Raw genomic sequence first — 21,184 nt, forward strand, 5'->3', positions numbered from 1 at the left:
ACCTTGCTTCCAAAGGTTTACCAGCAAGGAACAGTTGCAGCCCAAAAACGACATAGCGTATCATTAGTGCTAGATCTGTTTTGTTTCATTTGTATGCTTATAAAGATTGAAAGATTGCAAAAGGCGGTGCAACAGTTGAAAAAGTATATCATCGGCGGAGTCGCCGGATTTCTCATGGCAACCACTTTATCTGCGCACGCAGAAGAAGTAACGAGTATGATAGGCAAAATGATTCAAGGTGCCTTCCCCATCCAGATCGAAGGGAAATCCTTGAACAACCCAGCCATCGTCGTGGACGGCACCTCCTATTTGCCGGTTCGCGCATTCGGTGAAGCGACCGGATACGAGGTTTCATTTGATGCAGATCTTGGTATATCATTGAAGAAAAAAGCGGAGCTGCCTGTCGTGCCGAGCCCTACTCCTTCCCCTACTCCATCCGCAACACCAGCCCCTCCTGTTGCCGGAGATCTGAAAGGCGGCTTTCAGTCACTGAAGTCAGTGACGCTGAACCTGCAGGATGAAAAGTCGCAGAAAAGCACCGGTGATTTTTCTATGATCCAAGTCGATGGCGCGCAATATGTCTCGCTTTCTACATTAAGCAGCTTCTATACGATTAGCTGGGGCGACCCTATGGTTCAACTAAGTCTCAACGGCCAACTGGTCGGATTATTCGCTGCCAATAGCCAATATTCCAAAGGAACTGGATCGTTTACCTATGAGGGCACCACTTACGTGAATCTTGCTTTGCTGAAGCTAAGAGGGATCGTAAGCGGCGATTCACTTGTTTTGACGGACGACCTGTAACATTCCAGATACTTCCTGCAAATTGTTTTCCATTCATCTATAATAGAATGTACAGGCTTATCTTCGTAAGTAAGTCTAGTTAAGAGTAACAGGAGGAATGACAGTGGAATACACCCGATTAGGCCATACGGGTCTGAAAGTGTCCAGACTATGCCTGGGCTGCATGAGCTATGGAATGCCAGATCGAGGTTCGCATGCATGGACGCTGGATGAGGAACGAAGCCGCCCTTTTATTCGCAAGGCTTTGGACCTTGGCATTAATTTCTTCGATACTGCCAATGTCTACTCTGACGGAACTAGCGAAGAAATTGTCGGACGGGCATTGAACGATTTTGCCCGGCGTGAAGATGTCGTCATCGCGACGAAGGTACATGGCCGCATGTCCCCTGCCCCGAATGGAGCCGGATTATCGCGTAAAGCGATTCTCAGCGAGGTGGATCAAAGTCTGAAACGGCTGGGAACGGATTACATCGATCTTTATCAGATCCATCGCTGGGATCCGGAGACGCCAATTGAAGAAACGATGGAAGCTCTGCACGATGTCGTCAAATCCGGCAAAGCCCGGTATATCGGCGCTTCTTCGATGTATGCCTGGCAGTTTCTGAAAGCCCAGCATACTGCAGAGAAGAATGGCTGGACGAAGTTCGTCAGCATGCAAAATCATCTAAACTTATTGTATCGTGAAGAAGAACGCGAGATGCTTCCTCTTTGTAAGGACATCGGGGTCGGTGTGATTCCATGGAGTCCTTTAGCCCGGGGCCGTTTGACGCGCCCGTGGGATGAAAGCAGCGAACGTTCGGAGTCGGACTTATTCGGTCAAACTTTATACACAGCGGCGATCGATGCGGATAAAGCCATTGTGGAGATTGTTGCCCGAATCGCTGCGAACCGAGGTGTCAACCAAGCCCAGGTTGCGCTAGCTTGGGTGCTTGCGAAGTCGCCAGTGACGGCGCCGATCATCGGTGCGACGAAACTTTCCCATCTGGAAGACGCGACTGCAGCGCTGGAGCTCTCGCTGACTCCGAATGATATCCAGGAGCTGGAAGCGAACTATGTCCCGCATCCTGTGAGGGGATTTCAGTAAGGCACGCATCGACAAGTGCCGAATACGAAAAAGCAGCGGCTTTGCCGCTGCTTTTTTTCACTTATAACGCCAACTTTTTCAAAACAACCCGCTCCTCATATTGCTTTAAACACCAGTAGTACTTATCGGCTATTTGCTTAGGAACCGCACCGAGCTCTTCCACATCATGAAATCCAAACTTCTCATAAAATAAAGTCAACTTCTCAAAAGGAATACAATACACATGCTCAATCCCTGCCGACCTTACATATTCTACCAGCCGACTAACCACATAACTGGCAACATTCATCCCTCGATGCTTCTCTACCGTATATATGCCGCCGAGTTCATAATGATGTTCATCATATTTCACAATACGCCCCAGCCCCACATACTCATCGTCCAGAATGGCTAGGAATACGGTATCCGTCTCCAAGTCCGATGGAACGAAGCCGATCTGTTGATACTGCTCGTTAATCCAGCCAAGATCTTGTTTTGTTGCCTTTTGTACTTGAATCATTGGTATGTGCCCCTTATGAATAATTGAGAATAATTGATACTATCAAATGGTTTCTACCTCGCTTGCCATAATCCTGCGTAAAGTTTCGGTATAAACGATTCTATAGTAGAATGGGGATAGACTTCCATTAAAATCAATGAGGGTGAAAGAATGCGAAATATCACAATCGAAACGGTGACAGATGGCAATATTGAGCAGTGCAGAGAACTATGCAACGAACTTATGGCTTTTCAAAAAGCGAAGGCGAAGCTTGCGCCAGAAGCTTTTGACCTCATGAATTTTGATACAAGAATGAAAAAAAGCTTTGAACATGCTTTGGCGAGCCAAGTGATTGTTGCCAAGGACAATGGTGTGCCTGTCGGCTATGCTTTTTCGACAGTAGACGCTATCGATAAGACTAGACGGGAGTTCCCGGCCTGGGCGCCTATTCAAGATCCGAAAAAAAGCCTTGGTTTCTACCCGGATTGGGACCATCTTCCGGCTAGAATGGGATGTTTGAACAATCTGTACATCCGCGACGGCTATCGGGATCTGGGCCTCGGTTCACAACTATTCAGCATGTCGATGGGGTGGCTCGAAAGTTTGCCGGATGTGGACCTCATCATGATTTATGTGTCTAATGGCAATGATGCTGCAAGCAACTTTTACCTCAGCCGTGGTTTTACTTTCAGTCATGATGTATTCGATGGATTTATCCAAGCCTTTTATAAATGGAATAAATAACGAAAGGGCGGCCCCGAAGTCAATGTGCTTCAGATACCGCCCTGCTTTTTCATTATACTTTGAATTTCCCCACCAAAATTTGCATGGAATTGGACATTTCGCTCAATTTCATTGCCGTCCGCAGCATATCTTGACTTGTCGCTGTCTGTTCTTCCGTCATAGCAGCAACCTCTTCAGTGAAAGCGGCCGTCTCTTCCGTTATTTTCGTTATTTGCTTAATCGACGTTCCAATCGACTTACTTCCGGCTGACATTTGCTCTACCGTCGCAGCAACTTCCATGACTTGAGCGCTGAGGCTATTAACACGATCCGTAATGGAAAGGAAGGAATTCCCTGCATTTTTCATCGCTTCAAAGCCACTTCCTACATCTGCACTCCGATGAGTAACCTTCTGGACAAGCCCATGAATGCCGCCTAGCATCGTTTCAATGGTGTCTTTAATTTCCATGGTTGACTGTTCCGCTTGGTCTGCGAGCTTGCGAATTTCACCGGCAACTACCGCAAAACCCCTCCCGTGCTCCCCTGCTCTTGCCGCTTCGATAGCGGCATTCAGCGATAGCAAGCTTGTCTGACTGGAAATCCCTTGGATGCGTGTGACCACTTGTTTAATTTGATCAGAAAAACGCCCGAGCTCGACCGCTGAAGTTTTAATCTCTGAGAAAGTCAATTCAATCTTGCTGATTTTATCTCCGTTCTCCATCATTTCTTTAGCACTCTGACTAGCAACCTTTTGCGTATGTTTGGCGAGATCAGCCACATCAGTCGTTGTAGCCGCCACTTGCTCTAACCCCGTGACGGTCTCATCCATGATAGCTGTAATTTCTTGAGATTGGGAAACTTGCAGCTCTGCCCCTTCAGCAACGCGTTGGACAGATGAGGCAATCTGTTCCGATGCTCGGGTACTTTCTTCTGTGCCATTCATCAACGCAATTGAAGAACGGGAAAGCTCTCCGGCGCTTGATTGTATGTCAGCGATCATAACCTGCAAACTCGCCAGCAGCTTATTCGCCTCATTAGCTAATTCATAAGTTTCATCTTTGGTATTGACCTCGATACGTTTGGTCAGATCACCGCCAGATGAAGCAATGTCGGACAGCGCTATGCCAACTTTACGTACATTTCTCGACGTGAACGAGCCTGTAATAAAGGAGGAAATAGCTGCAACGATGACGACAACAGCCAGCGATCCGTAAAGGAATATGATAAGCTGCTTCCCTTTCACATCCAGCACGTTGACTCGTTCTTTGGTCAGTTCTTTTTCCGTAGCGCGAAACGTGGCTAGCTGATTCCGTAAGTCATCCATCACTTGTTTCCCCGGATCTTCAGCAAAAAATTTCTTAACGCCTTCTGTATCACCATTTGTCTGCATAGTAATGACATCTTCGCCTGCAATCTGAATCCATTCCTCTGCTTTTTGTTGAACCACCTTCAACTTATCTTGTTGGCTTGGATTATCAGCGATCATCCCGAAGAGCTCATCATAATGTTGTTTCCAATTTTGCTTGCCGGAATTATACGGCGCCAAATATTTGTTATCATTTGTTACCACATATCCGCGTTGACCGGTTTCCATATCGACAAGATCTTTCTCAATCGATTGAGCTAAGCTGTCAACTTGCATATCATGATTCGTAATAAAAGCAACTTCAGTTTGAAATGCATTTAGCTGACGTACGACACTCAAAATGGAAATGAGGAATAAAATAATGACAATGACATAGCCAACTGAGATTTTGTAAGCGATTCGATTCAAACGAGAAGCAGTAAAGTTCATGATGTTTCACTCCTGTTGTATGGTTGATGATTTGTCGCGAATTATGTAAAGTATATACGACAAAAATAGCTAGCTATCATCTATGAATTCCGTAATATACCCCTCCTAATGAAACGGTCACACACATGACTAACATTTCCATTATTGGATTTCACAATGATTGAATAGAAAATGTTGTTATTATTGCTATTATAACGAATTTATTTGAAGTTTCAAGATGAACACAAAAAGAGACCCACAGCAAACGGGCTGAGGGTCTGAAGAGTGTATATATAAAAGGGGGGTCTTCTTTATTATAGGCTTGTTATATTAATACCAGATGAAAAATAGATTTCATTATTATTACAATTTATTCATCAAATTACCAACCTTCCTCCTCGCTTTTTCACTCTACATGGACCTGTATCTTTTGAATGGCATTATAGCCATACCCTTTTTTGTTCCAATCCGGCCTGACCGGTTGGGTGTTTCCTAACAGGTCCACTGCCCTGGCCATCATGCTGAAAGTGCCCTTCTGGTCAGCTCCCCATAGATAGCACCACCGTCGCCATGCATACGTTTCATGGGGGTCTATCCATGAAGCAGCATGCCACGTGTCTCCATGGTCTATGCTGATCTCGACGAGTGCAACGGGATGATCTCCCGCAATGGCCGCGCCAGTGATCCAGTGGTTCCCCCGGGCTATTACTTCTTGATCGGTTGGCTGAGCGATCATGGCATTGAGTCGAATGCGTGTCACCGGTTCGGAAGCAGGCTGGTCCCCGCCTTCACGAAGATAAACATAGTCATTCGTTTGAAATGGGCCTTGAAACGGTTCATCGATTACCGTAATACGTTGCAGCCATTTGACTGAGGCCATGCCATACCAGCCTGGCACAATCAGTCTCGCTGGATACCCATGACGAAAAGGAAGCGGCTGGCCGTTCATATATAGGGCAATCAGTAAATCGGGATGACAGGCCACCGGAATAGGCAAGCTTCTCATGAAAGTAAATTCCCCCGGCATATCCGTTCTTCCGCCCCGATCCATTCCTTCAAATGTGACTTCCAAAGCATTGCGGCGGATACCTGCTGCCCGAAGGAGATCGGCAAGCCGAACCCCGGTCCACACAGCATGGCTGTTCGCCCCTAACTCCCACTGCTCACCCGGCGTCAGCGGATGAAAGTACGCCCGTTTCTCGCCGGCGCATTGCAAGGTCACAGCGAGCGAATACTGCGGCATCCGCAGCAAATCTTCGTAGCTATAGTTAGCAGGCTGATCAACCAATCCCCCAATGCCTAGCTTCCATGATGATAAATCAACAACCGGATAAGGAAAATGATTACGCACATAGAACAGATGCTCAGGTGTAATCCGGCTGGATAATGACAACATAGGGAATTCCTGATTCTCCGGTACAATTCGCCTTGTAATTAAATGCGGTTGATATAGCAATTAGTTATCATCCTTTCGTAATATTCATACATTGGAGCATATGAACGTAGAGGAGTTGATGTCCTTGCTGCACGTAGAGCCGCATAGCGCACAATACGAGCATCAATTTTGGCTGCAAATTTTAGGTGATCATTCCCGGTTTATACATAGCACGCTGTATCCAGTAGAAACGATCGATATCCAAGCTTCGGGGCAATTCATCCGCCTGTTTGACGATTTATTGGCACAGTCTCGTTCCCTGCTCGATGCCTCTCAGCTATGGACCTTGAATCATGCCGCCTACCATGCTACCGTCCACTTGCGTGCCTTCAAACTGAATCTCTTGGATCGATCATTGCTTGGTGCAGTTAAAATCGGAATCTCTCCTTCATTTTTTAATCATATGGTGAACGAGCTCGATGAATACGTGCGAATCTTGCAAGAGCTGCTGGCCGGCCGGCCTGTTCCGCAATATCCTCCGCTGCATTACGATTTGGTATGGCTCACCGATGCTGCATTTCACTCCGCAACCATCGCCAAGAACTTGGACTTTGCTGAAAGACAGTTCATTGCCAAAAGTAACGGTTTCGAGCAGCATTTTAACGAATTTTACTTGAAAGCCATCGAGCTAGCCGGATATTTACGAACGATGAGAAAGGATTACCCTGTCTTCGCCAAGTTTCATCAAGATATCAACCTGGAAATGGGTCTGTTCATGAATTTTCTCAATGAATTGAAGGAGTTGGATTTATCCAATGAGCTGCTTAGCAGCATGACTCCGCTTCTCCCCGATCATCTATTCCGCGAGGAATGCTATTATTTGAACAAACTCGCGCAATTAGGGGAAATTCCGATGAAGGATTGTAGTCCGACGACACCGCGAGTGGATCGGTAAAAATGGAAAGCCGAAATCCATAGGATTCCGGCTTTTTTGTTTATTTGACTGCTGACATTAAGAGGAACATCGGACGGCGGGTTTCCTCCCGCCAAGCCGGGTTCTTCTCCAGCATCTCCGGTGAGGGCTTAAGCTCGGATAACTGTGTCAGTGTGAATCCGGCTTCGATAAGTCCTTGAACATAGCTCGTTACGGTGCGATGGTACTTGACGACATCATGATCGAGAAACCTGGCGAGTCGCGGACCTTCATCATGATAATTATCGACGGGCCAGTGTAATTTCTCATCATGCGTGCCGTAATACCAGTCTTGAGCGGCTATTGCCGTAAAGATAGGATGTTCGACGGAGAATACAAAAGCGCCTCCAGCTTTGAGGCTATGATAAACTTTCTGACAAATCCGATCGAAATTTTCGATATAATGGAGGGCAAGCGAGCTGATGACCACATCGAAAACTCCCTCGGCAAACTCAATATCTTCAATAGCCAGACGCCGGTATTCGATCTTGGGGTCGTTCGTCATCGCTCTGGCGCGTTCCAGCATATTCTCCGACAGGTCGACGCCTATCACCGAGCGAGCTTCCCGCTCGCGTGCGTAACGGCAATGCCAGCCGAATCCGCAGCCAAGATCGAGTACGTTTGCATCGCGAAGCTCAGGCAGCATCGCCCGAAAGGCTCCCCATTCCCCAGCCGCATCCAGCCCGCCGATGGAGCGGGGCATTTGACTGTAATTGGCGTAAAAACTCGCATCATCATATTTGTTCTGTTTCATATGTATGCAATCCTCCCACTGGTTCCGCCGCTTTAAGCACTCATTCCTTAACTTTACACCAGCTGCAGGCAACTATACGATAGTAAAATTCAATATAATCAAAAAATACGCCGTCACCCTAATAAAGGATTGGATCCGACAGCATCTGTTCTGGCCGTATTCAACTCTTTTTACTTTTATAAAATGAATATTGGTACTATGACATGCTCGATGATGGCTATGGGCTCGGTTTGGCCCGTTTCCACCACAAATTAAAAAACCGCATTAGCCTAAGCCAATGCGGTTCTCTTCCCGGGTTCTATTGAACGACTTCCTCTAGTTGATTAAGCACCGTAAGGATTTCCACTGACGTATCGGCGCCATTCTTCGTTATCACCGGTTTGCTCAGCGCCGGACTCAACCTTTGCGCCTTCAATCAGCTCCTCAGCGAATTCAACATTCACTGAACCGTCAAAATAACCTGGTGCCGTGTACTCTTGCTTGGACATGGACTCACCCCCCGGCGGTTGTTACAGTCCTTCTTGCAGTGGAGCGCTACCCATCATGTAAGCGCTATCTTCCACTAATTTCAGACTACCTAAATCTTGTGCAAAAAGCAATATACATATACGTCATAAAAACAAAAAAAGTTTATCCCTCCACAAAAAAAGGGGTCCACATATTAGCTATGTGAACCCCTTTATTTATATTAGAAGCGTTTTGCCACTTCTTTTGCTTTTGTAATCGCGTTAGCTTTAATTTCTTCCGCTTTGTCCGCCATAGCAGCCATACCTTCAACAAAGATGCCTTCAAAACTAGGTACGCCAGTGAATTGCATAATTTTTTTCAAGTAGCTGTGGCCGCTTTCGAAGCCTGCAGCAGGACCTTCGGAGTAAACACCGCCGGAAGCTTGAATGTGCAGCGCTTTTTTATCGTTCAGCAAGCCCACTGGACCATGTTCTGTGTATTTGAATGTTTTGCCCGCTACGCAGATTGCATCGATATAAGCTTTCAGGATTGGCGGGAAGGAGAAGTTCCACATTGGAGACACATATACATATTTGTCTGCAGAAATGTATTGATCAACGATTTCGCCAAGGCGGGCAACTTTCGCTTTTTCGTCAGCGGACAGTGCGCTGAACTCAGAACCGGAACGCAGTTTGCCCCAACCGCTGAACACATCACCATCGATATGAGGAATGTTCAACTTGTATAAGTCAAGATGGATAACTTCATCATTTGGATTTGCTTCACGGTAAGCTTCAACGAATTCTTTACCTACTGCCATACTAAAGGAAGCTTGATGATCATTCGGGTGTGCGGTAATGTACAATACTGTTGCCATGGTTTCACTCTCACATTCTGTAATTTAATTTGTTACAAATTTTATTATAACTTATTTTTAATAAGTTGCAAGCTTAAAGTTGTTATCTAATTTTCAGATAACCATGCAACAAAAATAAGCAGCTGATTTTCCCTGACATTTCATCTGCCAAACAGCTACTTATAACGTGCACCAACCGGTGGACAATTATGCAAAAAAGTAAAAAAATACGGCACCTGGAAGCTCCAAGCGCCGCACATTTCCGCAATTATCGTACTACTTCAACTATTTCTCTACTACTCAAATGTCTGAGCGTTTAACTCCAATCGCCAATCATGACATTGCATCCTATTACCTGGCGGATATTCAAATTCGCATGCCCGCAGCAGCTCAAACTGAAGCTTGCGGCAGACGGCGTTCGAGGCTGGATTATCCACTGCCGGGAACGCGTGCACATACTTATACTTATTCTCCCTGCTGGCCAGAACAATTGCTTTAGCAACGGCCGCGGAGGCAATCCCTCTGCCTTGATAAGACGGGAGCACACTCCAGCCGATTTCATAGATGCGCTCCTCGGTCCAAACGCTGTCCCAATAGCCGATGCTGCCAACTGTCTCTAAACCAGGAAGCAGTACGATGCGGAACATGCGCCCTCTCCCCTGCCCTTCAAGCGCCAAATATCGCTGATGTCGGGCTTGCAGCTGCTCATCCGTTTCAGGGCCACCCAAATGTTCCATCATTTCTGGAGCATTGATGAGCCTAAGCAGCTCCAGATCTGCCGATGACCAGGGTTCTAATGCCACTTGAGCCATATTCATGGAAACGCCCTCCTGCCAACAAAATTCTATATATGTTCATTGTACACAGAACACTTGTTCGATGTCAACATTTGGCATCCACGAAGCCTTATCCCCAGCCCTACTCACTTAATAATTCAGCAGCATCAACCGTATGCTTCAACAAAGTCGCAATCGTAACCGGACCAACTCCGGCCGGAACAGGTGTAATGGCATAAGCGTTCTCTACGCAAGCTTCAAAGTCGACATCCCCGATATTCCCTTCGTTATAACCTGCGTCCAAAACGACGGCACCCGGTTTGATCCAATCACCCTTGACAAAATTCGGCTTACCGACCGCTGCAACGACGATATCGCCCAAACGGACCAGATCTTCCAAATGGGTCGTTCTCGAGTGGCACGTAGTCACCGTTGCATCCTGATTAAGCAACATCGCCGACACCGGTTTGCCGAGAATCGGGCTTCTTCCGATGACGACGGCATGCTTTCCTTTTATAGGCAGGTTGTAATAGGCCAGTATCGCCATAATAGCCGCAGGTGTACAGGACGGAAACTTGGCAAAACCAAACGCGTTCTGCGCATAACCGAGCGTCGTGACACCGTCGACATCTTTTTCAATGCGAATCGCATCGAACGCAGCACGTTCGTCAATATGAGCAGGAACAGGATGCTGCAATAAGATGCCATGCACGCCAGGATCATCGTTCAGCTGTTGAATTGCCGCAACCAGCTCCTTCGTTGTCGTCGCCTCCGGCAGATCAATCCGTATGGATTGCATGCCGAGTCTCTTGCAGGCATTGCCTTTCATCCGCACATACGTAGCCGAAGCGGGGTTTTCGCCAACCAGAACCGTTGCCAAGCAAGGAACGATCCCTTTGTGCGATAGCTGCTGAATCCGCTCCACCAGCGCTTCTTTGATGCTTTCCGCTACCTGATTACCATTAAGAATTAATTTGTCCGTTACCATGGATATCAACCCTCTCCAAAAATAAAAAGAGGCAAGGAATATGAATTCCTTACCTCTGCCCAGGCGTACGGCTGTATCAGCATGTGCTCCCTCGTGGTTCTCCACGTTTACGCCAGTCGCACATGCCGCTAAGTTTTGTCTAATTATAAACGCACTTCCGCCAAGAAATCAAGCATTAGATGGCACGCTCTGCTTATTCGCTTCCTTCGAAGATGAGAGTTTATACCAAAGAAGCATCGCGGCAGATACGAGACCAATCAGCAGCAGCACGCCGTACACATGTTTGTATGCTTGCAGCAGTGTCGTTTGCTTCTGGATTTCGAGCAAGATCCCACATACGGCCACAGAAATCGAACCGCCACAAAATTGAATAAGCTGCATCAGTCCCATACCGGAGCCGATCTGGGCCTTGGGCAAAATGCGGGAAGTTTCATTGTTCAAAGAAGCAATCGTCGCTGAGAACGATGGCGAAAAACAAATATAACCAAGCAGTGTAACCACCCATGACGCACCTACACCGGTGAAAAATAATAACATGACAAAAGCCATAACCGCATGTCCGAGAAATAAAAAGCGCAGATTGCCATAACGGTCAATCCAACGGCCGACAAAGCGGGTTAAGATGGCAGACAATACAGCGCCAGGAGCAATCGTCAAGCCGATTTCCATCGGGGAGCGGTGAAATAAGTTCGCAAGCACAAGCGGCATCAGAAATAAATTGCCAAGGTTGAGCACAAGAATACAGAAACCGACCACGCTCAGTTTGCGAAACGAAGCGTTGCTCAGCAAGTTCGGATTAATAAAAGTTTCTTTTCCTCTGCGCAAATGCCACCCATGCAGCAAGAAGGTCATCGCGCTGACCGCCAGCCAAATATACGAAAGCTGTGTGACAGCAAGCAGCAGTGTAGCCGCATTGAGCACGGTCAGCACCGCGCCGATTAGATCGAAGCGGAAAGGCAATGGTTTCTCTTTGGGCATGAGACGCAGCAAAATAGGAAGGATGAAAAGGACCAGGCAAGTAATGGCGAACAGTCCATTCCAGCCCCAATATTCACTGATGAGTCCGCCGACGATCGGTCCTAGGCCAAATGCCATGGCACTCCCTGCCGATATCATGGCAATCGCCGAGCCCCGCCGTTCGATCGGAATATAGCGGCTTGCCATCACAAGGCCAAGTCCGGCCATGACGCCGGCGCCTGCAGATTGCAAAATACGTGCGATCAGCAGCATTTTGAAATCATGGGCAATAATGCCGATTACTGACGAGAGGCCTAATGTCAACAATCCGACCAACAGCAGTCTGCGTAAAGGAACGGTGTCGGTAAGCCTGCTGTAGATCACCGTGGACAGCGCGTAACCGATGGAATAACTCGAAATGACCCAAGAGCCCAGATCCGCGGAAATGTTCAGATCATGAATAATGCTCGGGAGCGATACATTGAACATTGTGGTGTTCATGACAACGATAAATAAGCCGATCGTCCAGACCGGCATCACAACTTTGTCATTCATTTTTGTTTCACGTCCTGTCTTTACAATAAGTTGCGATCCCCTTGTATCTATGTATTATACTCCTATTGCTCAAATAAATAAAAGAGTGTTCCTATATGTAAACGCACGTATATTTTCGGAATTGGTGAATTACATATAAGAATGAACGAAAACGTTTTCATGGGATCTTCTAATGAAAGGAGCGTGACGCGTAACATGCCAAACAATGAAGATAACAAGAAGGTTAACCGCGCTTGGTACTGGCTTCTTCTGATCCCCTTTATCGCGCTGCTGTGGCCTTCCTACTACTCAACCGCCGAGCCGAGTCTGGCCGGGATGCCTTTCTTTTATTGGTATCAGATGCTGTGGGTCATCATTAGTGCCATCATCACGTATGTCGTCTATTTCGCAACGAAGCGAAAATAAGAGAAAGAAGGAATCATGATGCATATCAATTGGACTGCATTTATCATCTTCTTAGTATTCTTCCTTTTTGTCACAGTACTCGGATTCTATTCTTCCAGATGGCGTAGAGGCAACCTGGCCCTGCTCGATGAATGGGGCTTAGGCGGAAGAAGATTCGGAACGCTTATTACCTGGTTCTTACTCGGAGGAGATCTTTACACCGCATATACATTCATTGCAGTCCCTGCTTCCATGTATGGCAAGGGAGCGATTGGCTTTTTCGCAGTTCCTTACACGATTCTCATCTACCCGTTTGTGTTTATCGTCATGCCTCGGCTGTGGTCGGTTGCCAAAAAGCACGGCTACATTACGGCCGCTGATTTCGTTAAGGGCCGCTTCGGCAGCGACACGCTAGCCTTAACGGTTGCCATCACCGGTATCCTGGCGACGATGCCCTATATCGCGCTTCAGCTAGTCGGCATGCAGGCCGTCCTCGATACGATGGGCTTCACAGGTACGGGCTTTATGCACGACCTTCCGCTGATCATCGCTTTCCTCGTGCTGGCGATATACACGTTCAACAGCGGACTTCGCGCGCCTGCAGCCATCGCGATCGTGAAAGACTTAATGATTTATATTACCGTCATCGTCGCGGTTATTTATATTCCTTACAAGCTGGGCGGGTTCGGTCCTATCTTTGACGCGGCAGCTGCGAAGCATAAAGCCGCTGTGCTCCTCGGGCCAGCGACCTATGCGCCATACGCGACATTAGCGCTGGGCTCCGCCCTGGCTTTATTCCTTTACCCGCATTCGCTGATCGGCATCTTCAGCTCCAGCAGCCGCAATGTCATTAAGCGCAATACCGCGCTGCTGCCAGCGTACTCTTTCGTGCTTGGCATTATTGCGCTGCTCGGTTTCATGGCTATAGCGGCTGGCATCACAACCAAGGACGGAAACGCGGCTATACCGGAGCTCATTTCCAAAATGTTCCCCGACTGGTTCGCAGGGTTTGCCTTCGCCGCGATCGGCATAGGCGCACTTGTCCCGGCTGCAATAATGTCAATTGCGGCAGCCAACCTGTTCTCCCGCAGCATCTACAAAGCGTACATCAACAAACAAGCTACCGACGCGCAGGAATCCAAAGTAGCGAAATGGGTATCGCTGATCGTCAAAATCGGTGCTCTATTGTTCATCTTCTTGATGAATAAACAGGATGCCATTAATCTACAGCTATTAGGCGGCATCTGGATTCTGCAAACGCTGCCGGCAGTGATCGTCGGCTTATACAGCAAATGGCTGAATCGCTGGGCGATGGTGATTGGATGGCTTGTCGGCATGGTTTCGGGGACGTACATGGCTGTCGCCACTAATTATGGCAACCAATTCAAACTGCCATTCGGCCTATCCGGTTCGACTACGGTTTACTCAGGCTTGTATGCGCTGGTGCTGAACTTCCTCGTCGCCGTTGTCCTCACATGGCTTTTCCGTGCCCTCAATATCAGCAATGGGCATGATGAAACGCAGCCGCAGGATTATCATTTTGACGCCTCCGAGAGCCGCTAAAGCTCGACTCCCATTCACTGATTGCGCTAATCTGTGCATTCGTCCAATCAAATCTCCGCTAATTGTCATACATTAGCAGAGTAGTGTAACCCACATCGTGAATGGGGGTGGAAATATGGGATACGGAGTTGGATTCGGCACTAGTGCAGCAGCGATTCTGGTTCTATTCATTCTTCTGGTTATCGTTTCTATGGCATTCGTATGGTAATCATATGAATCCTAATCCAAAGCCCTCGGTCCTTCGGTAGAAGGATCAAGGGCTTTTCCTCAGTGTGAAGGAATCCAGCCTACGATTTGCAGAATCGTGATGACGACCTCAATCACAATCAGGATCACAACAATCCATTCCACGAATAACCCGCGAATCGAATGGCTAATATTGGAAAAACCATCCAATATATGATACAGAATGTCTGTTTTACTCTTTAAAATTTTGTACCGGTCATTGAGTTCAAAGAAATCCATCATTTTATCATAAAATTCGCTCGCCGTACTATGAGTCCATGTCAAATCAGGCTTATCCAAAATCATGATGTAAGCAAGGGTGTTATATTCATGGCGTACGACTTTAGCGGTGGTGAAAGCTAATTCCTTGTTGCTGACGCTCAGCTTCCCTTTTTCCAAACGGTCGATCATATTTTCCAGATTATCCTGAATGGCTCCCAATTGCTCCTCGATGCGCTCCAAAGCGACGGATTTGGCCAGTACGGTAGAGATCAGTTCCGGGTAAAAAGATTCGTACTCGGATACGATGACATACTCATCAGTCAATTCCATACTATCTACAGTTTCTATGTGAAGACTGTAGTCATCTGTGTATTTCTCTGCAGGATGGAGGTCGATGCCAGGTTCGAACGTTTGAATGAAAATTAAAAACCGTGTAATCTCATTTACATTTTCAATATTTATAAAAACAACGCTGCCAAATGAAAAGACAAGCACTTGCTGCAAGGGATTCATCGCTTTTTGCAAGATGGAAGCGAGAAGGTCGCTTCTCAACATTAAGGGCTGTTCCCATGTATATTTTTTGGGAATACCGCAATGGATGGCAATTTTATTCAAATCAATTTCATTCGTGATGGCAAGCGCCTTAAATGTAAAATTCGTAGTTTCCGCCGCATTCAGCTGCATGATACCGTTCCGAGCCCCTCTGGTTGATGATTCCTCATCTGTCTCCTCCCTTTCGTCCTTCAGGTACCTCTTAGCATGTATAGCGAAAATCCCTTTCATACATGGTATCGCTAATAAAGACAAGTAGAACAAAAAAAGCCCCGATTCAGCTCGGAGCTTTTCCTGCTATTTCAATTCGGAATATAACCTTGCAGAGCGCAAACTTTTGAGTTGCGGCAGCTGCGGTATGATCATCCCGATCAGCATCAGCGCACAGCCGATGAAACCACGGGTCCCCAGTTGTTCACCCAGGATTAGGTACCCGCCAATGGCGGCAAATACGGTTTCCATGCTTAGCACAATGGCCGCTTGCGTCGGATTCGCATTTTTTTGCCCCACAACCTGCAGCGTATAAGCGATGCCAACGGACACGATACCGCCGAACAGAAGCGGAATTAACGCCTTCGAAAGACCGGTAAAATCAATCGTCTCCGTGAAACAAGCTGCAATAAAGCTGAGGATGGAACAAGTGATAATTTGAAATAAGGACAGCTTGAGCACATCCGTCTTGCGGGACAGCTTATCGATGAGCAATATATGTACCGACCAGAACATAGCCCCGATTAATTCGTACAAATCCCCTTTAGCCAGTGACCAATCATCGGTGACGCATAGAAAATATAAGCCTATAACAGCCAGAATTGCGCCTACCCAACTGTTGATTTGCAGTCGTTGCCGCAGGAACAAGCCCAAGAAAGGTACGATAACGATGTACAAGCCGGTAACAAAAGCGGCCTTGCCTGCCGTCGTATAAACCAGCCCGATCTGCTGCAAGGATGCGCCGCAAAATAAGATTAAGCCTGCGCACAAACCGGCAATCGCTGCTGATTTCGTGGAGGCTTTAGGCGCCTGGAACTGCGCTGATGACGCGGACTTTCGGCCCATCAGGTAAATGACAGGGAGCAAGGATAATGCCCCTAAAGCGAAACGAACCGCATTAAACGTAAAAGGACCTGTGTGCGACATGCCCTCCCGTTGCGCGACAAAAGCAAACCCCCAAATACAAGCTGCAATTAACAGAAGCAGGCTGGCTTTGTACTGTGATTGATGATTCATCGGATGACCTCTCCTCTAGAAGAAAATACTTATCTGAGTTTATGTCAACCGAGCTTTTTTTTCAACCCAATTCCCGAACTTGGATTGGCTGCAGATTCGCTTCAATTTGTTCACGATTCGGTTCGAACCAGGCTGGAAGCATGACTTTTTCGCCTAACGCATGCGGTGGCTCATCTTTGGCAAACCCTGGCGGATCAGTGGCGATTTCAAAAAGGATTCCTCCCTTTTCCCTGAAGTAAATCGCATGGAAGTATTGGCGGTCAATGATTTGTGTCGGTTGGAAATCATGATGTTTTACCTCCAACTGCCATTCTTCATGATCCTTGTCATCGTTCGCGCGCCATGCAATATGGTGAACCGTACCAGCACCGCCTACGCCCCATTCCTTGTCTTTGAGCAGAACGTCAATGATATTCCCGATGTCGCCCGAAGTCTGAAAGCGCGCAAACTCCCCTTGTTCGCCAACCTTTTTGAGACCCAACACATTTTGCAGCACGTCTATCGTGTTCTGGGCATGCACACTGTACAAGATAGCGCCTCCGAAGCCCTTGATCGCTTTGTCCTCGGGGACGCCGCTAAACGACCAGGTACTGTTCACGCCTTTTTCCCGTTCGACCAGTTCGAGCTGCAGCCCTTCATTATCCATAAACTGTAAAAAATCTTCATCGAACCTCTTGGTCGTCGAACAGGCGATGCGGAATTTGTTGAGGCGCTCCTCCCAATAGCTCAAGGCGCCAATCGGTACGGCAAACGTGATCCTCCCGACTTGCCCGCCACCGATCGTCCCTCTAGGCGACCCTGCGGCCGGGAAGAATGTCATGACCGTCCCTGGCGATCCCTGTTCGTTGCCAAAATACAAATGATACACGTCGGGCGCATCAAAGTTAATCGTTCGTTTCACCAGCCTCAGGCCAAGAATTCCAGCGTAAAAATCAACATTCGCCTGCGGATCGCCTGCAAATGCGGTGATATGATGAATGCCTGTCGTATGCTTAGACACAAAGATGCCTCCTATTTTTTGTTCATTTCCCAGATATTTTATCTAAAATAATCAATTGTTAATCACAGGAGCTATAAAAAACTCGTTCCCGCGGCATGGGAGGCGGAGATGCAGGCGGTGAAGCCACTTTAGACGTGGCGGGCCTGATCAAGTATGGAGCGGGGAAGCAGCCAGAGTACAGTGGGCCTGTCCGAGTTTGGAGCGGGTAAGCAGCCTCATCATTTTTATTACATAATATTTATTATGTAATCAATATTTCTCAAGACCCTCGATCGGGTCACAGGCTCTCATGTAAAATATTCTTATACAGCACGTTGTGCAAGTGATTACGAGGCTTTAGACCGAATTCGCCTAATTCACTGCGCTCAGTACCGGTGATGAGCGGAAGCAGCAAGTTTTGCCCACTTACAGCGGCTTTTGGGTCCGCAGATCGTAATTTCATGTCTGTAAGTGGGCAAAATCGGATTGCCGGAGTGATTGAGAGGGTCGCGCGCTGCGCTGCAATAAGTCGGCAAAATCGGTCTGGAGCGCGCAGCAAGCCATGCCCGTCACCCCCTCTCCAAGAACAAGCGAGACCCTCCATATTAAATCTCCCTCAAAATCTGAATCGCCTCTCGATTGTTCGAAGTCTGAACGAATGTCGCATTCTCCTCGCCATCGTACATCGCATTCACGCGCACCTTGCGAAACAAAGCTTGGTAGATGCTGTGATTAATACCGGGGATGCCGGCAGGAATGTTGCTAATCCGGATCACGGACCTTTCGCGGAACATCACATGCAGTCCGCGAAGAATTTGCCGAACTGCAGCGTCGGCGCTTGGACTAGCCATATTCGGCGGTCCGACTACAAGAGTGACTGCGTTGATGGAACCTTTTTTCATTTGGTTATACCCCGTGATATTGATATGCTGATTTGCGATCGCACCAAGGATGCGATTCAGCGTCCGATCGCTTGCCCTGAACTGGAACTGTGTTCGGATTCGCAACGTGAACCGTCCGCTTTGCTTTGCCATAAACTGCCACGCTCCCCCATTGTTTGGATACTAGCAGTCTATGTGGAGGATGCATGGTGAGCACGGCGCACGCCACATGAAAACAAAAGAGCTCAACACATATGTGTTGAGCTCTTTTACCGAATTATTGCTCGCGCTTAGGCGCCAATTCGATCGCTTGCTTCAAAGCTTCTTTCAAGCTTTGCTCATCGGCGATGCCTTTGCCTGCGATATCAAAAGCGGTACCGTGGTCGACGCTTGTGCGGATGATCGGAAGACCGACTGTGATGTTCACACCGGCTTCCAGACCCAGTACCTTGATCGGCCCGTGGCCCTGATCATGATACATGGCGACGACGATGTCGAAGTCACCACGCGTTGCGCGGAAGAACAAAGTGTCCGCCGGCAGCGGGCCGACGGCATCAATCCCTTCGCTCTGCGCCTTTTGCACACCTGGAATGATCTTCTCTTCTTCTTCCCCATAGCCAAAAAGGCCATTCTCACCCGCATGCGGATTAATACCGCAGACGGCAATCTTCGGAGCGGCGTAGCCGGCTTTTTTCAACGTTTCGTGTGCCATGCGAATCACTTTGTAAACGCGATCCGCGTTGATCATGCGGACAGCATCAATGATGCCGACGTGCGTCGTCACGTGGATGACTTTCAGCTTTGGCGCGGATAGCATCATCGAGAAATCGCTGGTGCCCGTCAAGTCTGCCAAAATCTCCGTATGACCCGGATAAATATGTCCGCCTTTATGCAGAGCTTCTTTGTTCAGCGGAGCGGTACAGATGGCATCAATGGCTCCAGCGTTCGCGAGCTCGATCGCTTGTTTCAAATACATGAACGCCGCATGGCCCGCTTCTTTGGACACTTGCCCGATCGGAAGATCCGCAGGCAGCAAGTTCAAATCAAAGCAATCCACCGTGCCGTACTCGAACTGAGCCTCTTCTACGGATTGGATCGCACGAATGCGCAGTCCTGTCTGCACAAACTGATCTGCTCTTTCCAAAATTTTCGCGTCGCCAATGACAAAAGGTCTGCAAGTCTCATAGACCCCCGCATCTTTCAACGACTTCATGATGATTTCCGGACCTACGCCGGCGCCATCACCCATAGTGATACCGATAATTGGTCTATTCATTGGATTGTTCTCCTTTTAAAACTTTTTTCGCATACGATAAGCTATGTTCATTGCCGAAAGCCCCTGCTTTAGTCACGACTTGTACAGGCACTTCCTTCACCATTAATCCTAGTGGAATACCCGGCTCAAGTTCCCGGACAAGTTGAATGCTTGGGACGCCCAAGTGTCGGCAAACAGCTTTGGCCGTATCGCCGCCGGTCAGAATAACGCCTTGCAAGGCAGTGCGCTGCATCAAGTCCGATGCAATCTCGCCAAGCAGGTTGGCGATTTGGTTGGATACACCGTTGCCATCCAACCCGCGTCCTGCGCCGGCTTCTTTGGTTTTCGCCACTTGCTCAGGCGAAGAGCTTGCGAACAAAGATACGTCATGCCCAGCGTCGATGGCCGTCAACAGCTCTTTTTTGCAGCGCTCCATCTCTTGCTGCGCTCCCTCTTCAGAGGCAATCGCGACCACCGTGTTCATTTCAATGGCGACAATTGTAGGGTCCAAATTGTAAGTCGCCACCTGATGGCGTGTCACTTTGGAAATACTGCCGGCCACTAACATGACAGGCTTCGTGACCGGAGGCAGCTCGATCATGTCTGCCGTGTTAACGGGCAGAGCCAGCGCCTCCGGCAAGTAATCCGCCATCCCGGCAGAACCCGCCCATAGCGGTTGATAGTCGCTCTCGGAAATCCAATTGACGATCTGCTGCAAATCTTCTTCAGTCTCAGCATCAAATACGATAAGTTCATTTTTTGCTTCCAACAAAGCTTGTATGCTTTTCAAAACCTGCTCTTTGCCGGCATGTAAAATAGCTAAAGAAATCAGTCCGACTCTACGTTTGGATTGAGCGGCAAACAGTTGAACTAAGTCGGATTGGCGGACAGGGCATTTCGGATCATTGGCAATCTCCGTTTGACTGACGGGCACCCCGTTCAAATAATGCACGCCTTGTGCAGTCGTTCGGCCGATCTTGGGAAATGCTGGTGCGACGACGGCAAAATCAAAGGGGATGACATCCATCACGGCATCGATTTCTGTCCCCAAGTTGCCGCGAAGCGTCGAATCCATCTTTTTATAAACGAAGGAAAAGCCTGCTTCTTTCACTTGTTGCGCGGCTTCCCTTACATTCGCATACGCGATCTCAGTAGCGACGGAACGGCTGTCGGTATCTACCACGACAGCCTCCGTTGCTTGAGTTTGATTAGCAATTTGCATCACATCGAAGATCACTTGCGTCTGCAGCCCTTTTCTAGCGAATTGTACACCTGAATCGGACGCTCCGGTCAAATCATCGGCAATGATGGCAATATGTCTCATGGTGTTCTTCCTCCCATGCAAATCTCTA

Annotated in this window: 22 protein-coding genes and 1 riboswitch; of the genes, 7 read left to right on the forward strand and 15 right to left on the reverse strand. The window is 48.0% G+C overall.

From position 1 onward, the window contains the following. The first annotated feature begins 135 nt into the window (after positions 1-135). Together O9139_RS09095 and O9139_RS09100 are read left to right on the forward strand one after the other, a co-directional pair. The gene (locus O9139_RS09095; protein WP_270879145.1) at positions 136-804 is read left to right on the forward strand and encodes a hypothetical protein; all 669 of its coding nucleotides are present in this window, start codon (positions 136-138) and stop codon (positions 802-804) included. Positions 805-907: 103 nt separating this feature from the next. Beyond that, positions 908-1,888 (forward strand): aldo/keto reductase, encoded by a 981-nt coding sequence (locus O9139_RS09100; protein ID WP_270879146.1) that lies wholly within the window; start codon positions 908-910, stop codon positions 1,886-1,888. A 61-nt stretch (positions 1,889-1,949) separates the two neighbouring features. Here the strand turns inward: O9139_RS09100 and O9139_RS09105 are convergent, their stop codons facing one another. Continuing rightward, the gene (locus O9139_RS09105) at positions 1,950-2,387 is read right to left on the reverse strand and encodes a GNAT family N-acetyltransferase (RefSeq protein ID WP_270879147.1); all 438 of its coding nucleotides are present in this window, start codon (positions 2,385-2,387) and stop codon (positions 1,950-1,952) included. A 150-nt stretch (positions 2,388-2,537) separates the two neighbouring features. Between O9139_RS09105 and O9139_RS09110 the strand changes: the two genes are divergently transcribed. Further along, on the forward strand, positions 2,538-3,110 hold the full coding sequence (locus O9139_RS09110; protein WP_270879148.1) for a GNAT family N-acetyltransferase: 573 nt from the start codon (positions 2,538-2,540) through the stop codon (positions 3,108-3,110). 52 nt (positions 3,111-3,162) lie between these two features. On the opposite strand, the gene O9139_RS09115 is transcribed toward O9139_RS09110, so the two are convergent. Together O9139_RS09115 and O9139_RS09120 are read right to left on the reverse strand one after the other, a co-directional pair. Next, entirely contained in the window at positions 3,163-4,884 is a 1,722-nt protein-coding gene (locus O9139_RS09115) for a methyl-accepting chemotaxis protein (protein ID WP_270879149.1), read from the reverse strand. A 385-nt stretch (positions 4,885-5,269) separates the two neighbouring features. Then, a complete protein-coding gene (locus tag O9139_RS09120; protein WP_270879150.1) occupies positions 5,270-6,319 on the reverse strand; it encodes a sulfite oxidase in 1,050 nt (349 codons plus the stop codon). A gap of 58 nt (positions 6,320-6,377) precedes the next feature. Here O9139_RS09120 and O9139_RS09125 point away from each other — a divergent pair, with 58 nt between their 5' ends. Further along, a complete protein-coding gene (locus O9139_RS09125) occupies positions 6,378-7,193 on the forward strand; it encodes a DUF2935 domain-containing protein (protein WP_270879457.1) in 816 nt (271 codons plus the stop codon). Between the two features lie 40 nt (positions 7,194-7,233). Here the strand turns inward: O9139_RS09125 and O9139_RS09130 are convergent, their stop codons facing one another. The 6 genes from O9139_RS09130 to O9139_RS09155 form a co-directional block, all read right to left on the reverse strand. After that, complete coding sequence (locus O9139_RS09130; RefSeq protein WP_270879151.1) at positions 7,234-7,965, reverse strand: class I SAM-dependent methyltransferase; 732 nt, start codon at positions 7,963-7,965, stop codon at positions 7,234-7,236. A 323-nt stretch (positions 7,966-8,288) separates the two neighbouring features. Continuing rightward, entirely contained in the window at positions 8,289-8,453 is a 165-nt protein-coding gene (locus O9139_RS09135; RefSeq protein WP_270879152.1) for a hypothetical protein, read from the reverse strand. Between the two features lie 200 nt (positions 8,454-8,653). Beyond that, the gene (locus tag O9139_RS09140) at positions 8,654-9,289 is read right to left on the reverse strand and encodes an FMN-dependent NADH-azoreductase (protein ID WP_270879153.1); all 636 of its coding nucleotides are present in this window, start codon (positions 9,287-9,289) and stop codon (positions 8,654-8,656) included. Positions 9,290-9,564: 275 nt separating this feature from the next. Beyond that, complete coding sequence (locus tag O9139_RS09145) at positions 9,565-10,086, reverse strand: GNAT family N-acetyltransferase (RefSeq protein WP_270879154.1); 522 nt, start codon at positions 10,084-10,086, stop codon at positions 9,565-9,567. 100 nt (positions 10,087-10,186) lie between these two features. After that, complete coding sequence (locus tag O9139_RS09150; RefSeq protein WP_270879155.1) at positions 10,187-11,032, reverse strand: bifunctional 5,10-methylenetetrahydrofolate dehydrogenase/5,10-methenyltetrahydrofolate cyclohydrolase; 846 nt, start codon at positions 11,030-11,032, stop codon at positions 10,187-10,189. A 50-nt stretch (positions 11,033-11,082) separates the two neighbouring features. After that, positions 11,083-11,162: riboswitch (ZMP/ZTP riboswitch) on the reverse strand. Positions 11,163-11,200: 38 nt separating this feature from the next. After that, positions 11,201-12,544 carry an MFS transporter gene (locus tag O9139_RS09155; protein WP_270879156.1) on the reverse strand — a complete coding sequence of 448 codons (1,344 nt, stop codon included), beginning with the start codon at positions 12,542-12,544 and terminating at the stop codon, positions 11,201-11,203. A 195-nt stretch (positions 12,545-12,739) separates the two neighbouring features. On the opposite strand from O9139_RS09155, the gene O9139_RS09160 reads away from it, so the two are divergent. The 3 genes from O9139_RS09160 (at position 12,740) to O9139_RS09170 (ending at position 14,699) form a co-directional block, all read left to right on the forward strand. Next, positions 12,740-12,949 (forward strand): DUF3311 domain-containing protein, encoded by a 210-nt coding sequence (locus O9139_RS09160; protein ID WP_270879157.1) that lies wholly within the window; start codon positions 12,740-12,742, stop codon positions 12,947-12,949. 15 nt (positions 12,950-12,964) lie between these two features. Continuing rightward, complete coding sequence (mctP, locus tag O9139_RS09165; protein ID WP_270879158.1) at positions 12,965-14,491, forward strand: monocarboxylate uptake permease MctP; 1,527 nt, start codon at positions 12,965-12,967, stop codon at positions 14,489-14,491. A 115-nt stretch (positions 14,492-14,606) separates the two neighbouring features. Continuing rightward, positions 14,607-14,699 (forward strand): YjcZ family sporulation protein, encoded by a 93-nt coding sequence (locus tag O9139_RS09170; protein ID WP_270879159.1) that lies wholly within the window; start codon positions 14,607-14,609, stop codon positions 14,697-14,699. Between the two features lie 59 nt (positions 14,700-14,758). Here the strand turns inward: O9139_RS09170 and O9139_RS09175 are convergent, their stop codons facing one another. From O9139_RS09175 to O9139_RS09200, 6 genes are all read right to left on the reverse strand, one after another. Beyond that, positions 14,759-15,622: an RMD1 family protein gene (locus tag O9139_RS09175; RefSeq protein WP_270879160.1), complete on the reverse strand. Its 864-nt coding sequence runs from the start codon at positions 15,620-15,622 to the stop codon at positions 14,759-14,761. 165 nt (positions 15,623-15,787) lie between these two features. Then, on the reverse strand, positions 15,788-16,717 hold the full coding sequence (locus tag O9139_RS09180; RefSeq protein WP_270879161.1) for a DMT family transporter: 930 nt from the start codon (positions 16,715-16,717) through the stop codon (positions 15,788-15,790). A gap of 61 nt (positions 16,718-16,778) precedes the next feature. Then, positions 16,779-17,717: a ring-cleaving dioxygenase gene (locus O9139_RS09185; protein ID WP_270879162.1), complete on the reverse strand. Its 939-nt coding sequence runs from the start codon at positions 17,715-17,717 to the stop codon at positions 16,779-16,781. A gap of 584 nt (positions 17,718-18,301) precedes the next feature. Beyond that, the gene (locus O9139_RS09190) at positions 18,302-18,730 is read right to left on the reverse strand and encodes a hypothetical protein (RefSeq protein ID WP_270879163.1); all 429 of its coding nucleotides are present in this window, start codon (positions 18,728-18,730) and stop codon (positions 18,302-18,304) included. Between the two features lie 124 nt (positions 18,731-18,854). Further along, positions 18,855-19,853 carry a 4-hydroxythreonine-4-phosphate dehydrogenase PdxA gene (gene pdxA / locus O9139_RS09195; RefSeq protein WP_270879164.1) on the reverse strand — a complete coding sequence of 333 codons (999 nt, stop codon included), beginning with the start codon at positions 19,851-19,853 and terminating at the stop codon, positions 18,855-18,857. Beyond that, positions 19,846-21,156, reverse strand: coding sequence for a four-carbon acid sugar kinase family protein (locus tag O9139_RS09200; RefSeq protein ID WP_270879165.1), 1,311 nt, complete (start codon positions 21,154-21,156; stop codon positions 19,846-19,848). Before O9139_RS09200 ends, pdxA begins: the two co-directional genes overlap by 8 nt. Positions 21,157-21,184: the final 28 nt, after the last annotated feature.

Origin of the sequence: Paenibacillus aestuarii, from assembly GCF_027789125.1 — a bacterium.
GTDB lineage: Bacteria > Bacillota > Bacilli > Paenibacillales > NBRC-103111 > Paenibacillus_E > Paenibacillus_E aestuarii.